At 57.2% G+C, this 24,747-nt stretch carries 22 protein-coding genes; 13 read left to right on the top strand and 9 right to left on the bottom strand.

Annotation, left to right across the window (positions count from 1 at the left end):
- Positions 1–6: 6 nt before the first annotated feature.
- The 4 genes from kdpB to AAF463_RS18400 all read left to right on the top strand — a co-directional run bounded on the left by kdpB (position 7) and on the right by AAF463_RS18400 (position 5,965).
- Entirely contained in the window at positions 7–2,055 is a 2,049-nt protein-coding gene (gene kdpB / locus AAF463_RS18415) for a potassium-transporting ATPase subunit KdpB (RefSeq protein ID WP_137386708.1), read from the top strand.
- A gap of 11 nt (positions 2,056–2,066) precedes the next feature.
- Complete coding sequence (kdpC, locus tag AAF463_RS18410) at positions 2,067–2,639, top strand: potassium-transporting ATPase subunit KdpC (protein WP_137386707.1); 573 nt, start codon at positions 2,067–2,069, stop codon at positions 2,637–2,639.
- An 89-nt stretch (positions 2,640–2,728) separates the two neighbouring features.
- On the top strand, positions 2,729–5,401 hold the full coding sequence (kdpD, locus tag AAF463_RS18405) for a two-component system sensor histidine kinase KdpD (RefSeq protein ID WP_350261252.1): 2,673 nt from the start codon (positions 2,729–2,731) through the stop codon (positions 5,399–5,401).
- 54 nt (positions 5,402–5,455) lie between these two features.
- The gene (locus tag AAF463_RS18400; protein WP_101762740.1) at positions 5,456–5,965 is read left to right on the top strand and encodes a TIGR00645 family protein; all 510 of its coding nucleotides are present in this window, start codon (positions 5,456–5,458) and stop codon (positions 5,963–5,965) included.
- 187 nt (positions 5,966–6,152) lie between these two features.
- On the opposite strand, the gene AAF463_RS18395 is transcribed toward AAF463_RS18400, so the two are convergent.
- Positions 6,153–7,085, bottom strand: a complete 933-nt coding sequence (locus AAF463_RS18395) for a LysR family transcriptional regulator (protein ID WP_192414746.1) — start codon at positions 7,083–7,085, stop codon at positions 6,153–6,155.
- Between the two features lie 92 nt (positions 7,086–7,177).
- On the opposite strand from AAF463_RS18395, the gene AAF463_RS18390 reads away from it, so the two are divergent.
- From AAF463_RS18390 to AAF463_RS18375, 4 genes are all read left to right on the top strand, one after another.
- Positions 7,178–8,383 (top strand): MFS transporter, encoded by a 1,206-nt coding sequence (locus AAF463_RS18390; RefSeq protein ID WP_101762738.1) that lies wholly within the window; start codon positions 7,178–7,180, stop codon positions 8,381–8,383.
- Between the two features lie 53 nt (positions 8,384–8,436).
- Entirely contained in the window at positions 8,437–9,786 is a 1,350-nt protein-coding gene (locus tag AAF463_RS18385; protein WP_192236938.1) for a sodium:proton antiporter, read from the top strand.
- A gap of 26 nt (positions 9,787–9,812) precedes the next feature.
- A complete protein-coding gene (locus tag AAF463_RS18380; RefSeq protein WP_101762791.1) occupies positions 9,813–10,160 on the top strand; it encodes a hypothetical protein in 348 nt (115 codons plus the stop codon).
- A gap of 275 nt (positions 10,161–10,435) precedes the next feature.
- Positions 10,436–11,332, top strand: coding sequence for an alpha/beta hydrolase (locus AAF463_RS18375; protein WP_101762736.1), 897 nt, complete (start codon positions 10,436–10,438; stop codon positions 11,330–11,332).
- Here AAF463_RS18375 and AAF463_RS18370 read toward each other — a convergent pair whose 3' ends face one another.
- Positions 11,333–12,250, bottom strand: coding sequence for a bestrophin family ion channel (locus AAF463_RS18370; RefSeq protein ID WP_350261251.1), 918 nt, complete (start codon positions 12,248–12,250; stop codon positions 11,333–11,335).
- A 108-nt stretch (positions 12,251–12,358) separates the two neighbouring features.
- Positions 12,359–13,261, bottom strand: a complete 903-nt coding sequence (locus AAF463_RS18365; RefSeq protein ID WP_350261250.1) for a LysR family transcriptional regulator — start codon at positions 13,259–13,261, stop codon at positions 12,359–12,361.
- A 95-nt stretch (positions 13,262–13,356) separates the two neighbouring features.
- Between AAF463_RS18365 and AAF463_RS18360 the strand changes: the two genes are divergently transcribed.
- The gene (locus tag AAF463_RS18360) at positions 13,357–14,178 is read left to right on the top strand and encodes an SDR family oxidoreductase (protein WP_350261249.1); all 822 of its coding nucleotides are present in this window, start codon (positions 13,357–13,359) and stop codon (positions 14,176–14,178) included.
- A 75-nt stretch (positions 14,179–14,253) separates the two neighbouring features.
- On the opposite strand, the gene AAF463_RS18355 is transcribed toward AAF463_RS18360, so the two are convergent.
- The 4 genes from AAF463_RS18355 to gorA form a co-directional block, all read right to left on the bottom strand.
- A complete protein-coding gene (locus AAF463_RS18355) occupies positions 14,254–14,622 on the bottom strand; it encodes a helix-turn-helix transcriptional regulator (RefSeq protein ID WP_110867668.1) in 369 nt (122 codons plus the stop codon).
- An 87-nt stretch (positions 14,623–14,709) separates the two neighbouring features.
- Positions 14,710–14,985: a hypothetical protein gene (locus AAF463_RS18350; RefSeq protein ID WP_101762732.1), complete on the bottom strand. Its 276-nt coding sequence runs from the start codon at positions 14,983–14,985 to the stop codon at positions 14,710–14,712.
- A gap of 163 nt (positions 14,986–15,148) precedes the next feature.
- The gene (locus AAF463_RS18345; protein WP_101762731.1) at positions 15,149–16,081 is read right to left on the bottom strand and encodes a nucleoside recognition domain-containing protein; all 933 of its coding nucleotides are present in this window, start codon (positions 16,079–16,081) and stop codon (positions 15,149–15,151) included.
- Positions 16,082–16,301: 220 nt separating this feature from the next.
- A complete protein-coding gene (gene gorA, locus AAF463_RS18340; RefSeq protein ID WP_350261248.1) occupies positions 16,302–17,654 on the bottom strand; it encodes a glutathione-disulfide reductase in 1,353 nt (450 codons plus the stop codon).
- Between the two features lie 126 nt (positions 17,655–17,780).
- Between gorA and rnz the strand changes: the two genes are divergently transcribed.
- Positions 17,781–18,692, top strand: coding sequence for a ribonuclease Z (gene rnz / locus AAF463_RS18335; RefSeq protein ID WP_350261247.1), 912 nt, complete (start codon positions 17,781–17,783; stop codon positions 18,690–18,692).
- Here rnz and AAF463_RS18330 read toward each other — a convergent pair.
- Positions 18,689–19,501 carry a CPBP family intramembrane glutamic endopeptidase gene (locus tag AAF463_RS18330; protein ID WP_101762728.1) on the bottom strand — a complete coding sequence of 271 codons (813 nt, stop codon included), beginning with the start codon at positions 19,499–19,501 and terminating at the stop codon, positions 18,689–18,691. The two genes, rnz and AAF463_RS18330, sit on opposite strands and share 4 nt — an antisense overlap.
- A gap of 40 nt (positions 19,502–19,541) precedes the next feature.
- Positions 19,542–20,384, bottom strand: coding sequence for a 23S rRNA (adenine(2030)-N(6))-methyltransferase RlmJ (locus AAF463_RS18325; protein WP_277974199.1), 843 nt, complete (start codon positions 20,382–20,384; stop codon positions 19,542–19,544).
- A 330-nt stretch (positions 20,385–20,714) separates the two neighbouring features.
- Here AAF463_RS18325 and AAF463_RS18320 point away from each other — a divergent pair, with 330 nt between their 5' ends.
- From AAF463_RS18320 to prlC, 3 genes are all read left to right on the top strand, one after another.
- Positions 20,715–21,164 carry a hypothetical protein gene (locus tag AAF463_RS18320; RefSeq protein WP_350261246.1) on the top strand — a complete coding sequence of 150 codons (450 nt, stop codon included), beginning with the start codon at positions 20,715–20,717 and terminating at the stop codon, positions 21,162–21,164.
- 127 nt (positions 21,165–21,291) lie between these two features.
- Complete coding sequence (locus AAF463_RS18315; RefSeq protein WP_350261245.1) at positions 21,292–22,557, top strand: hypothetical protein; 1,266 nt, start codon at positions 21,292–21,294, stop codon at positions 22,555–22,557.
- A 140-nt stretch (positions 22,558–22,697) separates the two neighbouring features.
- A complete protein-coding gene (gene prlC, locus AAF463_RS18310) occupies positions 22,698–24,740 on the top strand; it encodes an oligopeptidase A (RefSeq protein WP_110867662.1) in 2,043 nt (680 codons plus the stop codon).
- Positions 24,741–24,747: the final 7 nt, after the last annotated feature.

The following is a 24,747-nucleotide window of genomic DNA, read 5'->3' as shown; positions in this document are numbered from 1 at the left end:
GGAATCATGAGTCGTCAACAACTGGCGCTATTTGATGCGGCGCTAACCCGCGTTGCCATGCTGGATGCGCTGAAAAAACTCGATCCACGCGTGCAGTTCCGCAACCCGGTGATGTTTTTAGTGTGGATCGGCAGCGTGCTGACCTCGGTATTGGCGGTGGGCATGGCCAGCGGCGCGCTCAGCGGTAACGCGGGCTTTACCGCCGGCGTCGCCATCTGGCTGTGGTTCACCGTGCTGTTCGCCAACTTCGCCGAAGCGCTGGCGGAAGGGCGCAGCAAGGCGCAGGCCAACAGCCTGAAAGGCATCAGTAAAACCAGCGATGCGAAAAAACTGGCCGAAGCGCGCTACGGCGCTGCGTGGCACAACGTGGCGGCCGATACGCTGCGCAAAGGCGATGTGGTGCTGGTGGAAGCCGGTGACATCATTCCGTGCGACGGCGAGGTGCTGGAGGGCGGCGCATCGGTGGATGAGAGCGCCATCACCGGTGAATCCGCGCCGGTGATCCGTGAATCGGGCGGGGATTTCTCCTCGGTGACCGGCGGTACGCGCATTCTTTCCGACTGGCTGGTGATTCAGTGCAGCGTCAATCCGGGCGAAACCTTCCTTGACCGCATGATTGCGATGGTGGAAGGCGCGAAACGCCGTAAAACGCCGAACGAAGTGGCGCTGACCATTCTGCTGGTGTCGCTGACAATTGTGTTCCTGCTGGCGACCGCCACGCTGTGGCCGTTCTCAGCGTATGGCGGCACGCCAGTCAGCATCACGGTGCTGGTGGCGCTGCTGGTGTGTTTGATCCCCACCACCATCGGCGGCCTGCTGTCGGCCATCGGTGTGGCGGGCATGAGCCGCATGCTGGGCGCGAACGTTATCGCCACCAGCGGCCGTGCGGTGGAAGCGGCGGGCGACGTCGATGTGCTGATGCTGGATAAAACCGGCACCATCACGCTTGGCAACCGTCAGGCGACGCAGTTTCTGCCCGCGCCGGGTGTCAGCGAACAGCAGCTGGCCGATGCGGCGCAGCTGGCATCGCTGGCCGATGAAACGCCTGAAGGGCGCAGCATCGTGGTGTTGGCGAAGCAGAAATTTAACCTGCGTGAGCGTGACTTGAGCAGCATGGGGGCGAGCTTCATTCCCTTCTCGGCGCAAACGCGCATGAGCGGCGTGAACGTGCAGGATCGTCTGATCCGCAAAGGCGCGGTCGATGCGGTTCGTCGCCACATTGAAGCCAATCATGGCCGCTTCCCGTTAGAAGTGAATGCCGCCGTCGAAGAAGTGGCGCGCGCTGGCGGCACGCCGCTGGTGGTGGCCGAAGGCGCGCAGGTGCTGGGCGTGGTGGCGCTGAAAGATATCGTCAAAGGCGGTATCAAAGAGCGCTTTGCCGAGCTGCGCAAGATGGGCATCAAAACGGTGATGATCACTGGCGATAACCCATTAACCGCGGCGGCGATTGCGGCGGAAGCGGGTGTCGATGACTTCCTGTCTGAAGCGACGCCGGAAGCCAAGCTGGCACTGATTCGTCAGTATCAGGCCGAAGGGCGCTTAGTGGCGATGACCGGCGACGGCACCAATGACGCACCGGCGCTGGCGCAGGCCGACGTGGCGGTGGCGATGAACTCGGGAACTCAGGCGGCGAAGGAGGCCGGCAACATGGTCGATCTCGACTCGAATCCGACCAAGCTGCTGGAAGTGGTGCACATCGGCAAACAGATGCTGATGACGCGCGGCTCGCTCACCACCTTCAGTATCGCCAACGACGTGGCGAAGTATTTCGCCATTATTCCGGCCGCGTTTGCCGCCACCTATCCGCAGCTCAACATGCTCAACGTGATGGGGCTGCATTCGCCGAACTCGGCGATTCTGTCGGCGGTAATTTTTAACGCGCTGGTGATTGTGTTTCTGATCCCGCTGGCGCTGAAAGGCGTGAGTTATCGTCCGCTGAGCGCGGCGGCGCTGCTGCGTCGCAACCTGTGGATTTACGGTGCGGGCGGATTAGTGGTGCCGTTTATAGGTATTAAAGCCATTGACCTGCTGCTAACGCTGCTTGGCCTGGCTTAAGGAGAAGAGAAATGAGTCAGTTACGTCCGGCTATTGTATTGTTACTGGTGCTTACGCTGCTCACCGGCGCGGTCTATCCGCTGCTGACCACCGGTCTGGCGCAGTGGTGGTTCCCATCGCAGGCCAACGGTTCGCTGATTGAGCAGGATGGCGCGGTACGCGGTTCCGAGCAGATTGGGCAAATGTTTAATCAGCCGGGCCACTTTTGGGGCCGACCTTCCGCTACCGGCGATGCGCCTTATAATGCGTTGGCCTCCAGCGGCAGCAATCTGGCAGGCAGCAATCCGGCGCTGGATAAAGCGGTAGCGGAACGCGTCGCCGCGCTGCGTGCGGCGAATCCGCAAGCGCCCAAAGCGGTGCCGGTGGAGTTGGTCACCGCATCGGCGAGCGGATTAGATCCGGATATTTCGCCAGAAGCCGCGTTGTGGCAGGCACCGCGCATCGCCGCCGCGCGCAAGATGGCGCTGAAAGATGTCGAGGCGCTGATTGTGCGCCACACCGAGCGCCCGCTGCTGCCGTTTGTTGGCGAAGAGACGGTAAACGTGCTGCGCCTGAATCTGGCGCTGGATGATTTACAAGGATAAACACCTCGCGCAATGCATTGCGCCGCTACGGTATATGCACGCAATCGTAGCGACGCGATTTATCACGCTGTTTTTACGATGGACGATCGATGAACGACGAAATTGCCCGCCCCGATCCCGATGCGCTGCTGCTGAACCACAGCGACAGCCATCGCGGTAAGCTGAAAATCTACTTTGGCGCCTGTGCGGGCGTGGGCAAAACGTTCGCCATGCTGCAGGAGGCGCAGCGCCTGCGGGCGCAAGGTCTCGACGTGTTAGCCGGCGTGGTAGAGACCCACGATCGTGCAGAGACCGCCGCGCTGCTCAACGGGCTGGCGCTGTTGCCACGGCGTACCACCGGCCGTTCGCGCCATGCCGAATTCGATCTCGATACCGCGCTGGCGCGCCATCCGGCGGTGATCCTGATGGATGAACTGGCGCACACCAACGTGCAGGGTTCGCGTCATCCCAAGCGCTGGCAGGACATTGAAGAGCTGCTCGAAGCGGGCATTGATGTCATCACCACCGTTAACGTCCAGCATCTGGAAAGCCTGAATGATGTGGTCGGCGGCGTCACCGGCATTCAGGTGCGTGAAACCGTGCCCGATCCCTTCTTTGATAGCGCCGACGAAGTGGTGCTGGTGGATCTGCCGCCGGACGATCTGCGTCAGCGGCTGAAAGAGGGCAAAGTCTACGTCGGCGACCGCGCCGAACGCGCCATCGAAAACTTTTTCCGTAAAGGCAATCTGTTCGCGCTGCGTGAGCTGGCGTTGCGTCGTACCGCCGATCGCGTGGATGACCAGATGCGTGCCTGGCGCGATCGGCAAGGCCGCGACAAAGTGTGGCACACGCGTGACGCCATTCTGCTGTGCATCGGCGACGATACCGGCAGCGAAAAGCTGGTGCGCACCGCCGCGCGTTTAGCGGCACGGCTCGGCAGCGAATGGCACGCGGTGTATGTGGAAACGCCGCGCCTCAATCGGCTGCCGGAAGCGCGCCGTCGCGCCATTTTACGCACGCTGCAACTGGCGCAGGAACTTGGCGCTGAAACCGCCACGCTCTCCGATCCCGATGAAGCGCGCGCGGTGCTGCGTTACGCGCGCGAGCACAATCTCGGCAAAATCGTGACCGGCCGTCAGCCACAACGGCGTTGGCGGCGCGACAGCTTTGCCCAGCGCCTCGGCGAACTCGGCCCGGATCTCGATTTATTGGTGGTGGCGCTGGATGAACCGGTGCGCGATGCGCCGCATCCGCTCAGCGGCCAGCGCGCCAGCAACGAAAAATGGCGGCTCTATCTGCGCGGCTGTGTGATGGCGCTGCTGCTGTGTATTGTGGTCACCGGCGTCGGCCGCTGGCTGCTGGTGGCGTTTGATCCCGCCAACAGCGTGATGATTTATCTGCTGGCGGTGGTGCTGGTGGCGCTGCGCTATGGCCGCTGGCCATCGGTGTTCGCCACGGTGATCAACATCATCGCTTTCGACCTGTTCTTTGTCGCGCCTACCGGCACCGTGGCGGTGTCGGATTTGCAGTATCTGGTGACCTTCGCGGTGATGCTGGCGGTGGGCGTGATTGTTGGGAATCTGACAGCGGGCGTGCGCTATCAGGCCAAAGTGGCGCGCTACCGTGAACAGCGCGCGCGGCATCTGTATGAGATGGCGAAAGCGCTCGGCAGCGATTTGACGCCGCAGGATATCGCCACCACCAGCCAGCGCATCATCGATGTCACCCTGCAGGCGCGCAGTTTACTGCTGCTGCCGGATGAGCAGGGCGAGCTGCAAACCGTGGGCGATACCGCGATCGGTACGCCGCCGGATCTGGCTATCGCCAAATGGAGTTACAGCAAAGGCCAACCGGCGGGCGCGGGCACCGATACCTTGCCCGCGGTGCCGTACCAGATTTTGCCGCTGAAAAGTGGTAATCACTGTCTCGGCTTGCTGGTGGTGGAACCGGAAAACCTGCGTCAGCTGATGATCCCCGAACAGCAGCGTTTACTGGAAACCTTCACCGTGTTGATTGCTAACGCGCTGGAACGCATGGCGCTGTCGCACAGTGAAGCGGCGTCGCGGCTGGCCGCCGAGCGCGAGCAGCTGCGTAATGCGCTGCTGTCAGCGCTGTCGCACGATCTGCGTACGCCGCTGACGGTGCTTTTTGGTCAGGCGGAGATGCTGATGCTCGATCTCGCCAGCGAAGAGTCGAAGTATGTCGGCCAGGCCAATCAGATTCGTGAACAGACGCTGAGTACCATTCGGCTGGTGAGTAACATGCTGGATATGGCGCGCATTCAATCCGGCGGACTCAATCTGCGCGAAGAGTGGGTGGCGCTGGATGAGGTGATTGGCGGCGCGCTGAGCAGCATGGGCCCGTCGCTGAAGGGCCATGAATTTATCCTCGATTTACCCGAGATGGTGCTGATCAAAGGCGACAGCGCCATGCTAGAGCGCGTGTTTACCAATCTGATCGAAAACAGCCTGAAATATGCAGGCAACGCAGCGCAGCACGGTATTCGGGCGTGGCGCGATCGCGATCGGCTGGAGATTGCAGTGTGGGACAGCGGTCCCGGCATCGCGCCGGAGAACCTCACGCGTATTTTTGACAAATTTGCGCGCGGTGATAAAGAGTCGGCGGTGCCGGGCGTCGGCTTGGGTTTGGCGATCGGTAAAACCATTATCGAATCCCATCGCGGGCGCATCTGGGCGGAGAATCGGCCGGAAGGCGGCGCGGTGTTCCGTTTGTCATTGCCGCTGCCCGCCGCGCCTGAAATTTCTGAAGAAGGGCTGAAATAACTTCACATAAGTTCGGTTATACTCGCCCACTTGTCTGTTGATTAATGGGAACTTATGGAACGTTTTATCGAAAACCTGATGTATTCATCGCGCTGGCTGCTGGCTCCGGTTTACATGGGACTTTCGTTGGGCCTGCTGGCGCTGACCATCAAATTCTTCCAGGAAATTTTTCACCTGTTGCCGCACGTCTTCAGCATTGCGGAGAACGATTTGATTCTGCTGCTGCTGTCGCTGGTGGATATGACGCTGGTCGGCGGTTTGCTGGTGATGGTGATGCTCTCGGGTTACGAGAACTTTGTCTCCAAGCTGGATATTGATGAGCACAGAGAGAAGCTGAGCTGGCTCGGTAAAATGGACTCTGGCTCGTTGAAAAACAAAGTCGCGGCCTCGATTGTGGCGATTTCGTCGATTCACCTGCTGCGTATCTTTATGGACGCGCGCAACATCGAAAACGACAAGCTGATGTGGTACGTGATTATCCACCTGACGTTTGTGCTGTCGGCCTTTGTGATGGGCTGGCTGGACAATATGTCGAAGGGGGATAAGAAAGCAGTGAAGATGTAGTTTGTGCGCGCTGTCCCTCACCCCAGCCCTCTCCCGCAAGCGGGCGAGGGGGCTGACCGCGCTACCATCGGCACAAGCGGGCGAGGAGGCTGACCATGCTACCATCGGCACAAGCGGGCGAGGAGGCTGACCGCGCTACCATCGGTTCCCTCTCCCGTTGGGAGAGGGTTAGGGTGAGGGAAAACCGCTACCGCGTCGCTGGCTGCGTTCCGGCTAACTTCGGCATCACGTCCCGAATCATGGCGAAAAACTTCTGTAACCGCGCCGGATAGTAGCTGGCCCACGGATAAGTCAGCCACACTGGCAGCGGCGGCGCTTGCCACTCCGGCAACAGCTGAATCAAATCCCCTTTCGCTAAATCCTCCTGCACCACCCACGATGACACCACCGCCGCGCCCATCCCGGCAACGGCGGCTTTGCGCACCGCGTATAAACTGTCGCTGGCGAGGCGCGGGGCAATCGCCAGGTTCACAGGCTGACCATCGTTAATACGCTGCAGGGCGATTTCGTTGCGATAAAAACTGGTCAGCGCCAGCCAGGGCAGGTTGGTGAGCTGCGAGACGTCCTCAACTGGCGGGTGCGCGGCCAGCAGCGACGGTGCCGCCACCACAAAGCGTGGCACTTCCGCCAGTAACACCGCTACGATTGAAGCATCGCTGGGCGCACCGACCTGAATGGCGCAGTCGATGTTTTCGCTGATGAAGTCTGGCGTGCGGTCATTCAGCGTCCACTCCACGTTTAAGCGTGGATAGCGATGCAGATAATCAATCAGCGGTTCAATTAGCTGATCCTGACCAAACGCATGCGGCGCCCGCACGCGCAGCGTGCCAATCGGGTCGTCGCTGGCACCGGTGAGGTCATCCTCCAGCGCGTGCCAGGTCGCGACCAGCTGACGCGCCTGCGCATAACAGCGCTCGCCATCGTCGGTGAGTTTCAGCGCATGCGTGGTGCGCATAATCAGTTTGAGACCAAGCCGCTGCTCAAGCGCCTGCAGCCGTCGGCTGATAGTGGGCTGCGTGGTGCCGAGCTGGGCGGCGGCGGCGGAGAGCGATCCGCTCTCGACGATGCGAATAAAGGTCTGCATCAGTTCGATACGATCAAGGCTGGATGGGTTGTTCATACGCACCACGCATAACAGTTCTGTGTTTGAGCAGTCTACCGCGTATGGCGGCAACGCGCTTTAATAAGCGCACTTTCACGGGGGAATCCACTATGTCAGCTATATCAACGTCAGCCATGCCAGCTGAAAAACTGCCCGCGCCGCTGGTCTTCACGCTCGCGGCCGGTGCCGGACTCAGCGTTGCATCGATTTACTACAGCCAGCCGATGCTGGATATCATCAGCAAACAGTTCAACGTCGGCATCGGCAGCGTCGGCATGGTGCCGATGCTGACGCAAGCCGGTTACGCGCTGGGCATTTTGCTGCTGGCCCCGCTCGGCGACCGCCACGATCGCCGTACCATTATCCTGATTAAAGGTTTGCTGCTGGTTGCCGCGCTGCTGCTGTGTGGCTTCTCGGGCGGATTGAACGCCTTGCTGATCGCCAGCTTCGTCACCGGTTTAACCGCCACCGTGGCGCAGGACATCGTGCCCGCTTCAGCGGCGTTAGCGCCGGAGCGCAGCCGCGGCAAAATCGTCGGCACGGTAATGACGGGATTGCTGGTGGGGATTTTGCTGTCACGCGTGGTAAGCGGCGTGGTGGCGGAGTATTTCGGCTGGCGCACCATGTACATGATTGCGGCGGCGGCGGTGTTGCTGATTAGCGTGGCGCTGTGGCGCGTGCTGCCGCGCTTTACGCCGGGCACGTCGGTGAGCTATCCGCGTTTGCTGCTGTCGCTGGCGCATCTGTGGCAGCACCATCAAACGCTGCGCCGCGCCGCGCTGGCACAAGGTTTGTTGTCGGTGGGCTTTAGCGCCTTCTGGTCAACGCTGGCGTTAATGCTAAGTCAAAACTTCCATCTGGATAGCGCGGTCGCTGGCGCATTCGGCCTCGCCGGAGCCGCGGGCGCTTTAGCCGCACCGTTAGCTGGCAGCGTGGCGGATCGCATCGGTCCGGCGCGTGTTACGCAGTACGGTGCCACGCTGGTGATGGTGTCGTTCGCGCTGATGTTCCTGCTGCCGCTGCTGCCGATGCCGGCTCAGCTTGGTCTGATTATCATCAGCACCATCGGTTTTGATTTGGGGGTGCAGGCCACGCTGGTGGCGCATCAGACGCTGGTTTACAGCCTGGCGCCAGAAGCACGCAGCCGCCTTAACGCCTTGATGTTTACCGTTGTTTTCATCGGCATGGCGACCGGCGCGGCGCTGGGTAGCCTGGCGCTGGCACATTGGGGCTGGACCGGCGTGGTTGCACTCGCAACATTGGCCGCTGCGCTTGCCCTGATGATTCGCCTCGCAAGCCGTCATCTGAAAAACTGATCGCCTAACATGTGCCAGGCTTAAAGGAGAATGTTATTTAAAAACGGAGCGTTATGAATTTCCTGGCCTGGACCGCCGCCACCGGCGGTCTTTTACTTCTTATGTCACTGGCTTCCGGTTGGATACACCGCGGGCCAGTGACCTCATTTGGTCTCTACCTGTTCGCGGGCATTCTGTGTGGCCCGTGGATGCTCAATCTGCTGCAAGTCGACATCATCGGTCACGCCAACCTCGCCGCGCATCTTACTGAAATCGCGATGGCAGCCTCGCTGTTTATCACCGGGCTGAAACTGCGCTTACCGCTCAACGCGCATGCGTGGCGGCTTGGCGTCAGGCTGGCGTTTCCCGCGATGCTGCTCACCGTCGGCGGCATGACGGTGCTGGTGCACTGGATCACCGGCTTTGACTGGGCGATGTCGCTGGCGTTTGGTGCCATTGTCGCGCCGACCGATCCGGTGCTCGCCAGCCTGATTTCAGTGAACGATGCGCGTGACGACGATGCCCTGCGCGTGGCGCTCTCCAGCGAAGCGGGCATGAACGACGGCTCGGCGCTGCCGCTGCTGATGCTGGCGATTTTGCTGTTGCAGCCGGGCGAACTCAGCACCGCTGCGCTCGGTGAATGGTTCGCCAAAGATGCGCTGTGGGCGATTGGCGGCGGGCTGGGAATCGGCTTTGCGCTGGGCTGGCTGATCGGCCAGCTGGCGACGCATTTACGTACCGCCAATCAGGATCTGGCACCCAACGATCTGTTCGCGCTGGCGCTGATTGCGCTCAGCTATGCCGCCGCGCAGTCGGTGGATGCGTCGGGCTTCCTCGCCACCTTTGCGGCTGGCGTCGGTTTACGTCGTGCGGAATTGCGCGTGGTGAAGCACTATCCGCAAGATGAGATGTCTGAAGAGGAGCGTTTCTTACCGGCTGAAGCGCGCGTGAATACCGGTCAGCGGATGGCGCAGGGCAGCAGCGGCATGGTGAAATCGGTGGGTTTGGTGATAGGCGATGCGCTCTCCTTTGGTGATACTATCGAGCGTTTGCTGGCGGCGGGCATGATGGTGGTGCTCGGTATTACGCTGGCGCAGCACTGGAATCTCACCGGCATTGGCCTGGCGCTGCTGCTGTTTGTGGTGGTGCGCCCGCTGGCGGTGTGGATCACCACATGGCGCTGCGATATTCCGCTGATGCGACGCTTGCTAATTGGCTGGTTGGGTATTCGCGGCATCGGCAGTATCAATTATATTGCCTATGCATGGGTGCACGGCATGCGTGGACCGCAGGCGGAGCAGATGGTGGACATGGCGCTGACGTTAGTGGTGTGCAGCATTGTGTTGCACGGCATCACGGTCACGCCATTGTTAAACTGGCGTGCTGCCCGTCAGGCCGCCCGCGCCGAACAGAACGAAAAATGATTTATTGGAAATTATTGGAGCCTATTATGAAAGCGTTATTACTCGCCCTCGTTGGGCTGTCGCTGTCGGCCGGCGCGTTGGCTGCCGACGGTGACAATAATCAGGAAGAGAATGTTTATGCCAGCCAGCTGTGTCATCTGGTGAGCAGTGAAAAGAAGACCAGCGATTTGGATGGCTACACTGAGAAGCTGAAGTCGCAACTCGCGGCCAGCCAGTCTTCATCGGCCATGCAGCAGCCTGAATTCAATGAAGAAATCGCGCAGGAAGTGATTAGCGCATGGCTGGAGTTGGGCGAAGATGAGCGCGGCAAACTGCGTAAAGATCAGCAGCAGTGCGAACAAACGGTAATGACCCAGTTCCAGCAACAGGACTAATACCCGTCATACTTCAAGCTGCAGGTGCGTTGGCTGCGTGTGCTCACCCCAGTCACTTACTTTTGTAAGCTCCTGGGGATTCACACCCTTGCCGCCTTCCTGCAGCTCGAATTATTTAGGGTATTCGAAAAAGCTCGCGCCTTTTTAGGCGCGTTTTTTTATGGCTTTTTTGTACGATTTACGTACATAATCGCCAACGTCGAAATCAGACACGCGTCACATAATGAGATTCAGCTGTTGAAGCTGGCATTTTTTGCATACTGGCACTGGGCAAGATGATTACACGTCGTCACTTTTTGTTGGCTACTGGAGCAACCGTTCTCTCGATGACCACGGGCAAGCTGTTTGCCCGCGATGACGTCATTCCGTTGTGGCCCGACGATCCGCCGGGCGGCGGCGGTCCTTCCGGCTTGCTTAAAGTGAATTCGCACGGCTCCTGGACCAATATCGTTTCACCCGCGATTCAGCGTTTCCGCCCGGAAAATCCCAACGGCGAAGCGGTGATTGTGGCCGCGGGCGGCGGCTATCGTTTTATCGGCATGGGCCGCGAAGCCTGGCCGGTAGCGCGCTGGCTTAATGCCAACGGTTATACCGTGTATGTGCTCAGCTACCGTTTGCCGGGTGAGAAGTGGCAGGCGGGCAATCTGGCACCGCTGCAGGACGCGCAGCGCGCCATTCGTCTGGTGCGTTCGATGGAGCGCAAAGTGCATGTGCTGGGCTTTTCTGCCGGTGGCCATCTACTTGGCATGGCGGCGGCGCGTCCGGATTTCGAATCCTATCCGGCGCAGGATCCGCTTGACCAGATCAGGCCGAAGGTGGATAGCGTTGGCCTGATTTATCCGGTGATCACCCTTGAAGCGCCATATCAGCACACCAACACGCATCTGATGATGGTGGGGAAAAACGCCACGCCAAGCCAGGAAGCCAACTGGTCAGTGCAAAATTACGTCACACGTCACTATCCCCCGACGTTCCTCGCGCAGGCCGAGGACGATCGCACCTCCAATCCTCATAATACTGAACTGATGCGCGATACCTGCCGCCGCATGCGCGTGCCGGTTGAGCTGATTGAGCTCAGCAGCGGCGGTCACGGTTTTGGTCTCGGCAAAGCGGGCACGCCTGCCGCATTGTGGGATCAGGCGTATGTGCGTTGGTTGGATAATCAGAGCTGATTACGTCAAATTGAAATGCGCATCCGGCTGCAGTGGTTCCGGTAGCGGCATATCGCCATTCATCGCTTTCAAATTGCGTTCGATAGTGACGCACAGCGCATCGAGCGGCAGATGATTCGGTGCGGTGCCAAACGGATGTTCCAGCTCCTCCGCCAGCGCTTCCAGCGATAAAAAGGTGTAGGAGATAAACATCGACACCAGCGGCGTCATCAGGTGCAAATCCGCCACCAGCGCAAACGGCAGCAGCGTGCAGAACAGATAAACGGTGCGATGCAGAATCAGGCTGTAGGCGAACGGAATCGGTGTGCTGGCAATGCGATCGCAACCGCCCAGAATCGCCGACAGCTGATTCAGATTCTCATCAATGCTCTGCCAGACAATATCCGACACCAACCCTTCATCGCGGCGTAGCGCCAGCCATTCACTCAAACACACTAAAATCTGCGACGTCGTCATCGGATGATGCAACACCGCGCTGTGCCAGTTAGCCGGCAGCAAACGCTGTAAATCGGCCTGCACATCGGTTTTACGCAGGCGATGTTTCAGGCACCAGCAGAACGCCAGCAGCAAGCCGGTAAATTCCCGCACCTGTTCTTCGCTCACGCCACGCATGCTTTTGATCTGCCGCAGCAGCGAGCGCTGGGTGATATGCAGGCTTCCCCACAAGGTGCGGGCTTCAAGAAAGCGCGCATAGCTGGCGTTATTGCGAAAGCCGAGGAAGATGGCGATCGACACCCCAACCAGGCTAAAAGGCGCGGTGGTGAGGTGAATGCCGAAAGTGGAGTACCACGGATAGCCAAAGATGGCGATCAGCGACATCAGCAGGTTAAGCGACAGGCGGAACACGATGTTGCTGAGCACCGAACCATGCCAGTCAAACAGCCGGAGAAACCAGTGTTGGTGAGGACGTACAATCATTTTGCGATGGTGTATTTTTTAGGTTTTGTGGCGACAGGTTACGCCGCCGGGCATCAAAGGATCAACGCCATTGCCAAAGGTTTTAAGACAAAAGCCGTGCTGCTCGCCTCACGCATGACGTGGCAGGCCGACTTTCAGCGCATCGATAAACAGCCGTAGCGCCATGGATTGATGCCGGTTGGGCGGGAACCACAGCGCAATCCCCGCCGATTGCACCCGCCAATCGGCCAGCAGCTCCACCAACTGGCCGCTGCGCATCTCCTTCTCGACATACAGCGACGGCACATAAGCAATGCCTAAACCGGCGAGAGCGGCCTGCGCCATCAGCGCGTTGCTGTCCAAAGTCAGCGTGCCTGGCACGTCAATCTCCTGCTTTTCTTCCGCCTGCGCATATTCCCACTGATAACGTTTTCCGCTCGGTAAGCGCTGGCGAATGCACTGTTGCTGTAGCAGATCGCGCGGATGATTAACCGCCGCGTTTCTCGCCAGATAAGCGGGCGCGGCGACGGTGACAAACGTCAGCGGGCCGCTAAGCGGAATGGCCACCATATCCTGTGGCACATCCTCAATCAGCCGAATGCCGGCATCAAAACCGGCGGCGGTGATATCCACCAACGCACCTTGCGCGGCGAAATCGAGCTGGATATCGGGATAGCGCGCGCTAAAGTCCGCCACCACGTGCTCCAGCAGCAAAGCGATCGCGGCATCGCTGGCGCTGATGCGCAGCGTGCCGTAATGCTGATGGCGGCTGGCGGAGATGTCGTGCAGCACATCATCCATCTGGTTCAGCAGCGGCGAGAGTCGATCCAGCAGTTGCTGTCCGGCATCGGTGAGCGACACGCTACGTGTGGTGCGTTGAAACAGCTGTACGCCCAGATTGTGCTCCAGCGTTTTCACCAGATGGCTGAGTGACGAGCGCTTGAGGCCGAGCATTTCAGCGGCACGACGAAAGCTGCGCTGCTCGCCCAGCGTTTTGATGGCCTGCAGTTCGTGCCAGGAAGGACGTCTCATTGGTGGCTTTTCCTCACTGGGTCATGCGCGATTGGGTAGATTATCTCCACCAGTAAAGCGATCTACCATCAAGTTTTCAATATGAGGAGCACAAGATGAAAACCTGGTTGATTACCGGCGCCAGCAGCGGACTGGGCCGATTGATGAGTGAACGTTTACTGGCACGCGGCGATCGCGTAGTAGCGACGGTGCGGCGTGAACAGGCGATGGCCGATCTGCAGCAAACCTATGGCGAACGGCTGCAGGTTATTACGCTCGATCTGGCGCACACCGCCAGCATTGCGCCCACCATTGAACGCGCCTTTGCCGCCGTCGATCGCATTGATGTGGTGGTGAGCAATGCCGCTTACGGCCTGTTCGGCGCAGCTGAAGAGTTGAGCGATGCGCAGATTGATCGGCAGATCGCCACCAATCTTACCGGCTCAATCCAGCTGATTCGCGCGGTGATCCCGTTTCTGCGCCAGCAAGGCGGCGGGCGCATCGCACAGGTTTCCTCGGAAGGCGGCCAGGTCGCTTATCCCAATTTCAGCCTGTATCACGCCACGAAATGGGGGATTGAAGGATTTGTCGAGGCGGTACGCCAGGAAGTCGCCAGTTTCGGTATCGATTTCCTGCTGGTCGAGCCGGGCCCCACCGCAACCCATTTTGGCGCGGGGCTGGACGTGGCAGATGCGCTAGAAGTTTATCGTGAAAACGCTGCTGGCCAACTGCGGCAGGCAATTCTTTCAGGCGATTTCACCATTGCTGGCGATGCCGGGAAATGCGTCACGGCGATGATCGCCACGCTGGATCAGGCCAGCATGCCGCTGCGTTTAGCGCTTGGCAGTACGGCGTATCAGAACATCGAAGCGGCGCTGGAAGGGCGGTTGGCGGAGCTGCGCGGGCAACGCGATGTGGCATTCGGCGCGGATGTGTAATCGTATAATTTAAAAATCACGCGAGTGCCATGCAGAACGCGTGGCACAAAAAAGCCGGGAAGACCGGCTTTTTGTTTAATCATCGGTAAGTTGTTCTGGCATGCACTCGTAAAGCTCAGCGAGCTTGGCGAGATTAAAATCACGCGGTTTTTCGCTTTTTTCCATCGCAGAGACAGACGCTTGCGTGATGCCAAGCGCTTCAGCAACCTGCTTTTGGGTCAGTTTACGATAGATGCGCCAAGCGGCGTGAAGAGTGACACCCTTATTAATGGCGATGTCTACGACGTCACCTGGAATCAAGGCGTCATCATTAATACCGGATTCGTAAGGGATTGATTCCCATAGTTCAGTGAAATCAGCATGTTGAGTCATTTTTTCGAACAGCTCGATGGGAACAATTGCCGCTTTGCGGTTGCCAGCACTGTCAGTGATGAATTCGATCATAGGATGTATGTTCCAGTATTCAGCGTTATCAGTTTTTTGAAAACGAGTTGAGAATCTGTGAATTAAGGCAGTAAATCTCCACCTTGATTATTTGTATGTTCCGCTGGTACGTCTCATTACCTGCTGAATAGCGATGATTTTCGGTTCCTCGCCTTTGTTGTAGTCGAACAAAACACGATAATTTCCCCATCTAAGCCGATAGTCAGCCTGACCATTTTTCAAAGACTTAACATCCAGATTGGGCGGAACAAGCGGAAACTTTTTTAACTCATTCACTTGCTCATTCAGCTTCTTCCTTTCGTTAGCGTCTGCAATGGCTCGCATCTGCTTCAGAGCAGCTTTGCGCCAATGTAGCTCTGGCATTCCCTTACCTCACTTGTTACAAACACTCCTCACTGGATTTAGATATTATAGATATTCTTTTCTATATCTGCAATGTATATAGATTTTTATTGTGTTTTAGTTCTATATAATCACAAAGCAGAGGGTTTGGCGGCTATCCATCATCAACGCTTTTGAGCCATCTTCAGAATAGAATGGCGTGCACCGTCGCACGCAGCGCAATACCGAGCAGAATGCCAGGCACGGCAAAGCGGAACAGGCGCGGGAATCGGCTCGACAGGCCAAGGTAAATCCCGATGCCGGGCAGGTCAAAGGTCTGAATCAGTAGTCCCGCCGAGGCGTTGATGTTGTGCGCGCTGTATAATCCTTTCTCCACCAATCCCGCCACCACGCCGTAATAGGCGGTGCCGCCCGCCAGACATTTGGTCAGCGCCGGCAGAATATAGACTTCGGAAATATTCAGCTTATCCAGCAGCGGCGACACCAGACGCGTCAGCATTTCAATCCCGCCCGCTTCTTTCAACATGCCAACCACCGATAATGAAATAATCAGCATCGGCAGCGAACCCAGCGCCAGACGAATCGCATCGGATCCGGCGCTATTAATGATGCCAATCAGCCCCATTTTATTTTCACTGTTGGTAACGGCCTCATCTTCATTTAATAGCGCCGCATCGGAAAGTTTGCGGCCAAACAGGTGATAGGTTGCCGCCGCCGCTAATACACCGCCGCAGATCGAAATAATTAGCGCTGTGCTCCAGTGTAATCCCGCCGGAATCAGGGGATAAAAGGTGCTGGCCTGGCCCATCGCAAACAGCATCGCCAGCGTGGCCGCCATATGACGATCGGACGTACCGCGCTTTTCCATGATGGCCAGCGCCGCCAGCGGGGCCGCGAAGCTGACGAAATTAAGTTGAATCATGGCAAAAAATGCCAGACCGGTAATACCGAAAGGTTTTAATAACGGTGTGGCATGACGTACAACAAAATCCAATACGCCTTTGACCTCCAGATATTTCATGATGAATAACATCACCACCATAATCGGAATCAATGTGTAGAGCGCCACGTCTACCGAGGCTTTGCCTGCGGACATAATGATATCAATAATATTCATGCCCGATTCCGACCTTTGCTCACACCGTTCTCCCCGTAAAAATAAATAAGCTGGCAATGCCATGAAGTTTGCGGTGCGCATTAATGCTCACCCTGCAGCAAAGAAATAAATCTTATCCTGTGCGTGGATTATTGAGTAGTGAAGAAAAAGGTATATAAATTGCAGCCATAAAAAAACCAGCCATATTAAACGGCTGGTTTTTCAATTCCGGCGGGAAATATTAACGCATCGTCACAAACTCTTCCGCCGCTGTTGGGTGAATCGCTACGGTGTTATCGAAGTCTTGCTTGGTTGCGCCCATTTTCAGCGCCACCGCGAAGCCTTGCAGCATCTCATCCATACCGTTACCGATACCGTGAATGCCGACAATCTTCTCTTCCGGGCCAACGCACACCAGCTTCATACGGCACGGCTGGCGATGCTGGGTAACGGCGGTATACATCGCGGTGAAAGAAGATTTATACACTTTCACCTGATCGTCGCCGTACTGTTCGCGCGCCTGCGGTTCGGTCAGGCCCACGGTGCCAATCGGCGGATGGCTGAACACCACGGTCGGCACGTTGCTGTAATCCAGATGCTCGTCCGGTTTGTTGTTGAACAGGCGCTCGGAAAGACGACGACCTGCCGCCACGGCCACCGGCGTCAGTTCCACCGCGCCGGTGTTGTCGCCCACCGCGTAGATGCCTTTCACGTTGGTGTTCTGGAACTTATCGACGTTGATGTAACCTTTGTCGTTCAGCGCCACGCCAGTTGCTGCCAGGTTGAGGTTGTCGGTCGCCGGCTCACGGCCAATCGCCCACACCAGGCAATCCACGGTTTGCTCGTGGCCACTTTCCAGCTGCAGCGTCAGGCTGCCGTCGGCGTTTTTAATCACGGCTTTTGGAATCGATTCGGTGTGCAGCGTTGGGCCTTCGGCCTGCATCACTTCTACCAGCGTATCGACGATCAGCGGATCGAAGCTGCGCAGAGGCGCATGCTTACGCACGAAGAGATGGGTTTCCGCACCCAGCGCATTGACCACGCCCGCCAGCTCCACCGCGATGTAACCCGCGCCCACGACCGCCACGCGTTTTGGCAGCGCATCGAGTTCGAAGAAACCGTCAGAATCGATACCGTATTCCGCGCCCGGCATGTTTGGATGGCTTGGACGCCCGCCGGTGGCGATCAGAATATGATCGGCTGTGAGTGTTTCACCGTTCACTTCCACGGTGTTGGCATCGATAAAGCGCGCGAAACCTTTGATCACCTCAACCTTGTTTTTACCCAGCACGTTGTCGTACGAGCTGTGAATGCGGTCGATGTAGGCGCTGCGGTTTTTCACCAGAATTGACCAGTCAAACCGGTTTACCGTGGTATCAAAGCCATAATCTGGCCCATAAAGATGAATAGCTTCAGCGATTTGCGCCGCATGCCACATAACCTTTTTCGGTACGCAGCCGACGTTGACACAGGTGCCGCCCAGCTCTTTGGCTTCAATCAGCGCGCACTTCTGGCCGTGCATCGCGGCACGGTTAATCGAGGCGATACCGCCGCTGCCGCCGCCGATGGCGAGGTAGTCAAAATGTCTGGTCATCCGTTATGTCCGTCTGTTGGAAGAAAATTGGCATAGAGTTTAACGCTATGACGATTATTGACGCAAAGATTGCACCTATGATTGTAATAGCATTGATTTTTATGTCCGATTACAGGGAAGCATAGCATGCAACTGACATTCCTCGGCACCGGCGGCGGTGCGCCCAGCCTGCAACGTAACGTCACGGCGATAGCGCTGACGCTGTCGAAACGCGGCGACACCTGGCTGTTTGACTGCGGCGAGGCGACGCAGCATCAATACATGCGCTCTGCGCTGAAGCCGGGCAAGCTGGAGAAAATCTTTATCACCCATCTGCACGGCGACCACATCTTTGGGCTGCCGGGCTTGCTCACCAGCCGCTCCATGGCCGGCATCTCCGAACCGATGACCATTTACGGGCCGAAAGGTATTCGCCAGTTTATTGAGACGGCGCTCAGTTTGAGTGGCTCGTACACCTCTTATCCGCTGGAGATTATCGAGATCGAAGCCGGTTTAGTGCTGGATGACGGCGAAGTGCGCGTGACGGCCTGGCCGATGAATCATGTGATTGAGTGTTATGGCTATCGCATCGAGCAGCACGATAAACCAGGCTTCCTTGATGCGCCGCGCCTGAAAGCCGAAGGTGTACCGCGCGGGCCGTGGTATCAGGATTTGAAAGCGGGTAAGCGTATCCAGCTGGAAGATGGTCGCGAGATCAACGGTGCGGATTATCTTGGCCCGGCAACCAAAGGCAAAGTGCTGGCGATATTTGGCGATACCGCGCCCACCGACGTGGCGCTCCAGCTGGCGGCGAATGCCGATGTGATGGTGCATGAAACCACGCTGGAGGCGGCGCTGCAGGAGAAAGCCAATGGACGCGGCCACTCAACCACCATTCAGGCTGCGGAAGTGGCGAAACAGTCGGGGGCGAAGCGCATGATCGCCACGCATTTCAGCTCGCGCTATTTGTCTAAGGATCGGGAAAAACTGCTGGCGGAGTGCCAGTCGGTGTTTGCGGCGACCGAGCTGGCACATGATTTCGCGGTGTTCGAGGTTTAGTGCTGTAGCGCCGGATAGGTGAAGAACAGCAGATGCGTCATGTTGAACAGGAAATGGATGCCGGTGGCGACCCACAGGCGTCCGCTCCACTGCCACGCCAGGCCGTAAATCAATCCGGCGAGCGTGGCGAAGATCATCAGCAGCGGCCCGCCGGGGAAGTGCGCCAGACCAAACAGCAGCGACGTCAGCAACAGGGCCGCCACGGCACCAATGTGCTGGCGCAGACGCTGTTGCAGATAGCCACGAAAGAACGCTTCTTCTGCCAGTGATACGAAGAACAGGTTCGCCAGCATAAAACTGCCCAACCATTCCGGCCAGTGGGGTTCAACGGCCAGGCCACCCAACTGCACCGCGACATACAGCAGCAGCGGAATCGCCGCCAGCAGCGCCAGCCACAAAATTTTAAGTCGCGGCGGCGCAGATTGGGTGCGGAACAGCTGCGGCAAGCAGATGAGCAGCACAAACGGAATCAGCGCTTTATCGAAGTTGTACGAGAAACTAAAGGGCAGGCTGAGCGGCCCGGCCTGCACATCTTCCACCTGGCGCGGATTTTTGAAGCCCGGGAAAAAGTGTACAAACAGGCCGATGGCAATGGCAACCAGCGCGACTTCACTCACCCACTGAATCCAGCGCGCGTTATTTTCCACGCGAATCCAGGCGATGACGGCAATCGCGCCGAGCAGCAGCATCGCTGGCCAATCCAGCACATCCTGGAACAGCCCAAGAATGGTGGCGAGCGTGAGCAGCAGTACCGAAAAACGTTTGGCGGGCGACAGCATAGCAAGCGCGCCAGCCAGAATGATCCACATGATAATAGTCCTAATAGGCTGGCGACGCGGTAAGGCGAACTTACTCTGGCACGATCTGCGTGACGCTGAAGTGACCGGTTCCGGCGGGCACCAGCTTCTGATGCAGCCACGGCAGCAGCTCTTCCATCTGCGCTTTCAGCTTCCACGGCGGATTAATCACGATCATGCCGGAAGCCGTCATGCCGCGCTGATCGCTGTCTGGACGCACCGCCAGTTCAATCTGCAGAATGTTGCGGATATTAGTGGCCTGCAAATCTTTAATCATGTGTTTTATCTGCTGACGCATCACCACTGGATACCACAGCGCAAACACGCCGGTGGCGAAACGCTTGTGACCTTCCTGAATGCCTTTCACCACATCCTGATAATCGCTTTTCAACTCATATGGCGGATCGATCAGAATCAGGCCGCGACGGCTCAGCGGCGGCAGCTTGGCTTTCAGCTGTTGGTAGCCATCACCACGCGCCACGCGCGCACGTGAATCTTTGCTGAATTCGGTGCGCAGCAGCGGGTAATCGCTGGAGTGCAGCTCTGTCAGCTCCATTTTGTCCTCTTCACGCAGCAGGAAGCGGGCAATCAACGGCGAACCAGGATAGTACTTTAAGGTGCCGTGCGGATTGAGATTACGCACCGCCGAGAGATACGGCTTGAGCAACTCCGGCACATCCGGCTGCTGCCAGATGCGGCCAATGCCTTCCAGATATTCACCGGTACGCTCGGCGTGCTCTCCGCTCAGCAGGTAACGTCCGGCACCGGCGTGGGTATCCAGATAGAGGAAAGGTTTTTCCTTCTCCATCAGAGCGGTGAGGATCAGGCTTTCAACGGTGTGTTTCAGCACGTCGGCATGGTTGCCGGCATGAAAACTGTGGCGATAACTCAGCATAAAAAAAGGGGGTCCGCGGTTGCATCAAAGGGAGTGAAAACATCGTGTGTGGCGCGATTATAGCCGCGCTGCATAAAAATTGCTGACGTTTTGGCTGCCGCTTAAGTTTTGCGCCAATGCGCCGCTATAGCCCGGTGCGATCAGACTTCTTGCCGGTAAATTTGCTACGGAATGACGTGATACTCGAAATTTCATCACGGATTAAGTAAGTTAGTTTCCGATAACGAAGCGGTCATGAGCGAAATGCCAGGTGGTTCTGGCAGGAAACTTTCCGGTGAAGACCGTATAATTTTTTGCTTAAAGCATCTCAAACAACTCCTGGTGACAATAATGAAAAAAATGACTGGTGTCGCGGTGGCAAGCCTGTTGGTACTGACTGGCTGCGCGAAACAACAACCCGTTCATAGTTTAGTAACGCCGCCGACTGCGGACGAACAATCCGCCGCGCAAACCTCGCCAGAGCAGCAAGGTACGCCATTTGTGGCTTCAGCGCCGGCGCAACCCGCGACGGCTTCACTCGGTGACGACCGTTCCAGCAACATTCAGCAGTGCCGTAAAGAGCTCGACGCGATGCGTCTGTATAGCCAGGCGTCATATGACAGCTATCAGGCCGAATTCCAGAAAATCGGTGCCCAGACCAATAAATATCTGCAAATTAAAGATTCGATTGGCGCGGATATTAACGACTTAGTGATGCCGCGTTATCAATTCCAGATTCGTGAATTGTGCTTCCGTATTAAGACACGTCTGTCACAGCTGATTATTCGTCAGGCCGGTTAAACCATAACGATTTAACTGCATTCGCTAAGTAGCAGCGCGAAATTTCGTGCTGAGGATGGGCTTCATCTCTATTTTATTAATAGAGATGAAGCCTTTTGTGTTCTTAAGGCTGTTACAGGAGATTGTGATGACACAGCGTCATCTGCCGTTTGTCTTTATTATCATCGCATTGTTCTTCCCTGCTCTGGCCTGCGCGGCCGCTGAAGATGATGTATTGCAAGCGTTTGGCGATGCAGCCCGCACGTTGCCTCCTGTTCCAGTGCAAAAGCCAAAACCTCAGCTAAAACCGGTAGCGCCAAAATTAGCTGAGAAACCTGCCGTAAAATCGAAAACGCCGGAGCAGCTTCACCAGCTCCGTGCGCAAATAAGCGAGCTGGAAAAACAGAAAGCCGCACTGCAACTAAAGAATGAACAGCATGAAAAAGCGCTGAAAGAACAGCAGGCGAACAGCGATAACAAACGGGCGGCGCTGGATGAAGAAAAACAGCAGCAAACACTAAATATCATCCGGCTAACTCAAGAGCTCAAAGCCGCACAGCAGCAAACGACGGATGCAACCGCGCTACGTAAGCAACTTACCGCAGCGCAGGCTGCTGCTAAGCGCGATCAGGATGCGCTAAAAACTCAGCGGGCCGAAAGTGAAAAAATGTCGCAGGCACTACAAAAACAACAATCTGAGAGTGAGAAAAAGCTCGCGTCACTGAATGAAGTAAAAGTGATGCAGCAGCAAAACATAGTGAAACTCACCGCTGAACTGGAGGCTGCGAAAAAGCAGCCAGCAGCAGTGGTTGCAGCCGCAGAACCCAAAACCGATGCTGAGCGCGATGGCTATATGCTGGGGCAATCGATCGCCAGCAATGCGGTCGTTCAACTACAGATGGTAAAAGATACCGGTCTCACCATCAGCATTGATCAGTTGATCGCGGGATTCAGCACGCAGTTACAAACTGGCACTTCGCTAATGAACAGTGAAGAGATGTCACGGCGATATGCTGCGATGCAGGAGACGATCAATAAAAAGATGGGATCGCTGATTGAGAAGGGCTATGACCAGCTCAACAAACATTTAGAACAGCGCAAAGCGTTAGTGACGCAAAATGGTGTGCGTTGGTTTGCCGTAAAAACAGTCAAAGCTAAGCTTATTCCTGACCAGCAAGTGGAAGTCAGCGTGAAAGTCAGTACCTTAGGCGGCAAAGTGATTAACGATTTTGCTGATGACAAAGTGCCGTTTGATAACAATCTGCCTCCCTTGTTGTATGAAGGGATGTCGTTAACGGGAGCCGGCGGCGCAGTAGAAGGCTGGGCACTGGCAAAAGATATTATCGAACGCGAACCGCTGCCGCCGTGGGTAGCGCCCTACGATGTGATTCACTATCAACTCGCGATTAAATAACCTCCAGCCCGCCTTCTGGCGGGCTTTTCTTCATGGGTACAGGCTCAGTGGCATTGATTTTCCTGTCATCAAGCCGCATGTTAGTAAAATGCGTCGCGCGAGCATTCGCGCCACTACTTCATCATGAAAGGACTGCGCTTATGACCAATCCGTTACTCACGCCTTTTTCGCTGCCCCCGTTTTCTGCTATCAAACCTGAACATGTGGTTCCTGCGGTTACCGAAGCGCTGAACGACTGTCGCGCAGCGGTGGAGCGCGTTGTGGCGCAAGGCGCGCCTTACACCTGGGAAAATCTGGTGCAGCCGCTGGCTGAAGTTGACGATCGCTTAGGTCGCCTGTTCTCGCCGGTCAGCCATCTGAACTCGGTGAAAAACAGCCCGGAACTGCGCGAAGCTTACGAGCAAACGCTGCCGCTACTGTCCGAATACAGCACCTGGGTCGGCCAGAATGAAGGTTTGTATCAGGCCTATCGCAACCTGAAAGAGGGCGATAGCTACGCGGCGCTGGATACCGCGCAGAAGAAAGCGGTGGATAACAGCCTGCGTGATTTCGAGCTGTCCGGTATTGGCCTCGATAAAGAGAAGCAAAAGCGCTACGGCGAAATCGCGGCACGTCTTTCTGAACTGGGTTCGACCTACAGCAACAACGTGCTCGACGCCACCATGGGCTGGAGCAAGCTGGTGACCGATGAAGCGGAGCTGGCGGGTATGCCGGAAAGCGCGCTGGCCGCCGCCAAAGCGCAGGCCGAAGCCAAAGAGCAACAAGGCTGGCTGCTGACGCTGGATATCCCAAGTTATTTGCCGGTCATGACTTACTGCGACAACGCTGCGCTGCGTGAAGAGCTGTACCGCGCGTATTCAACGCGTGCTTCCGAACAGGGCCCGAATGCCGGCAAATGGGACAACGGTCCGGTGATGGCGGAAGAGCTGGCGCTGCGTCATGAACTGGCTCAGCTGCTGGGCTTCGACTCTTACGCCGACAAATCGCTGGCAACCAAAATGGCGGAAAATCCGGCGCAGGTCATCGACTTCCTGACCGATCTGGCGAAACGCGCCCGTCCGCAGGGTGAAAAAGAGCTGGCTCAGCTGCGCGCATTCGCGAAGAAAGAGTACGGCGTCGACGAGATGAATCCGTGGGATCTGACGTATTACGGCGAGAAACAGAAACAGCATCTCTACACCATCAGCGACGAGCAGCTGCGTCCGTACTTCCCGGAAGCGCGCGCGGTAAGTGGTCTGTTCGAGGTGGTTAAACGCATTTACGGCATCACCGCTAAAGAGCGTAAAGACGTCGATGTTTACCATCCAGACGTGCGCTTCTTCGACCTGTTCGACGAAAGCGGTGAACTGCGCGGCAGCTTCTACCTCGATCTCTACGCACGTGAACACAAGCGTGGCGGTGCGTGGATGGACGATTGCGTCGGCCAGATGCGTAAAGCCGACGGCAGTCTGCAGAAGCCGGTGGCCTATCTCACCTGCAACTTTAACCGTCCGCTGCAGGGCAAACCGGCGCTGTTCACGCACGATGAAGTGATCACGCTGTTCCATGAATTCGGTCACGGTCTGCATCACATGCTGACGCGCATCGAAACGCCGGGCGTGTCTGGCATCAGCGGTGTGCCGTGGGATGCCGTCGAGCTGCCAAGCCAGTTTATGGAAAACTGGTGCTGGGAGCCGGAAGCGCTGGCGTTTATCTCCGGCCACTACGAAACCGGTGAACCGCTGCCGAAGGAACTGCTGGATAAAATGCTGGCGGCGAAAAATTATCAGGCGGCGCTATTTATTCTGCGTCAGCTGGAGTTCGGCCTGTTCGATTTCCGTCTGCATACCGAGTTCGATCCCGCCCAAGGTGCGCGCATCCTCGAAACCCTGCGTGAAGTGAAGAAGCAGGTTGCCGTGGTGCCAAGCCCGGAATGGGGCCGTTTCCCGCACGCCTTCAGCCACGTCTTTGCTGGCGGATATGCGGCTGGTTACTACAGCTATCTGTGGGCCGACGTGTTGGCTGCCGATGCCTATTCGCGCTTCGAAGAAGAGGGCATTTTCAACCGTCAGACTGGTCAGTCGTTCCTCGACAACATCCTGACGCGTGGCGGTTCCGAAGAGCCCATGGAGCTGTTCAAACGCTTCCGTGGTCGTGAACCGCAGCTCGATGCGATGCTGGAACACTACGGAATTCAGGGATAAGCCGGCT

The sequence above is a fragment of the Pantoea sp. BJ2 genome, from assembly GCF_040255075.1.
Lineage (GTDB): Bacteria > Pseudomonadota > Gammaproteobacteria > Enterobacterales > Enterobacteriaceae > Pantoea > Pantoea leporis.
The sequence above is the reverse complement of the archived record's forward strand: the minus strand, read 5'-3'. Positions and strand labels throughout refer to the sequence as shown.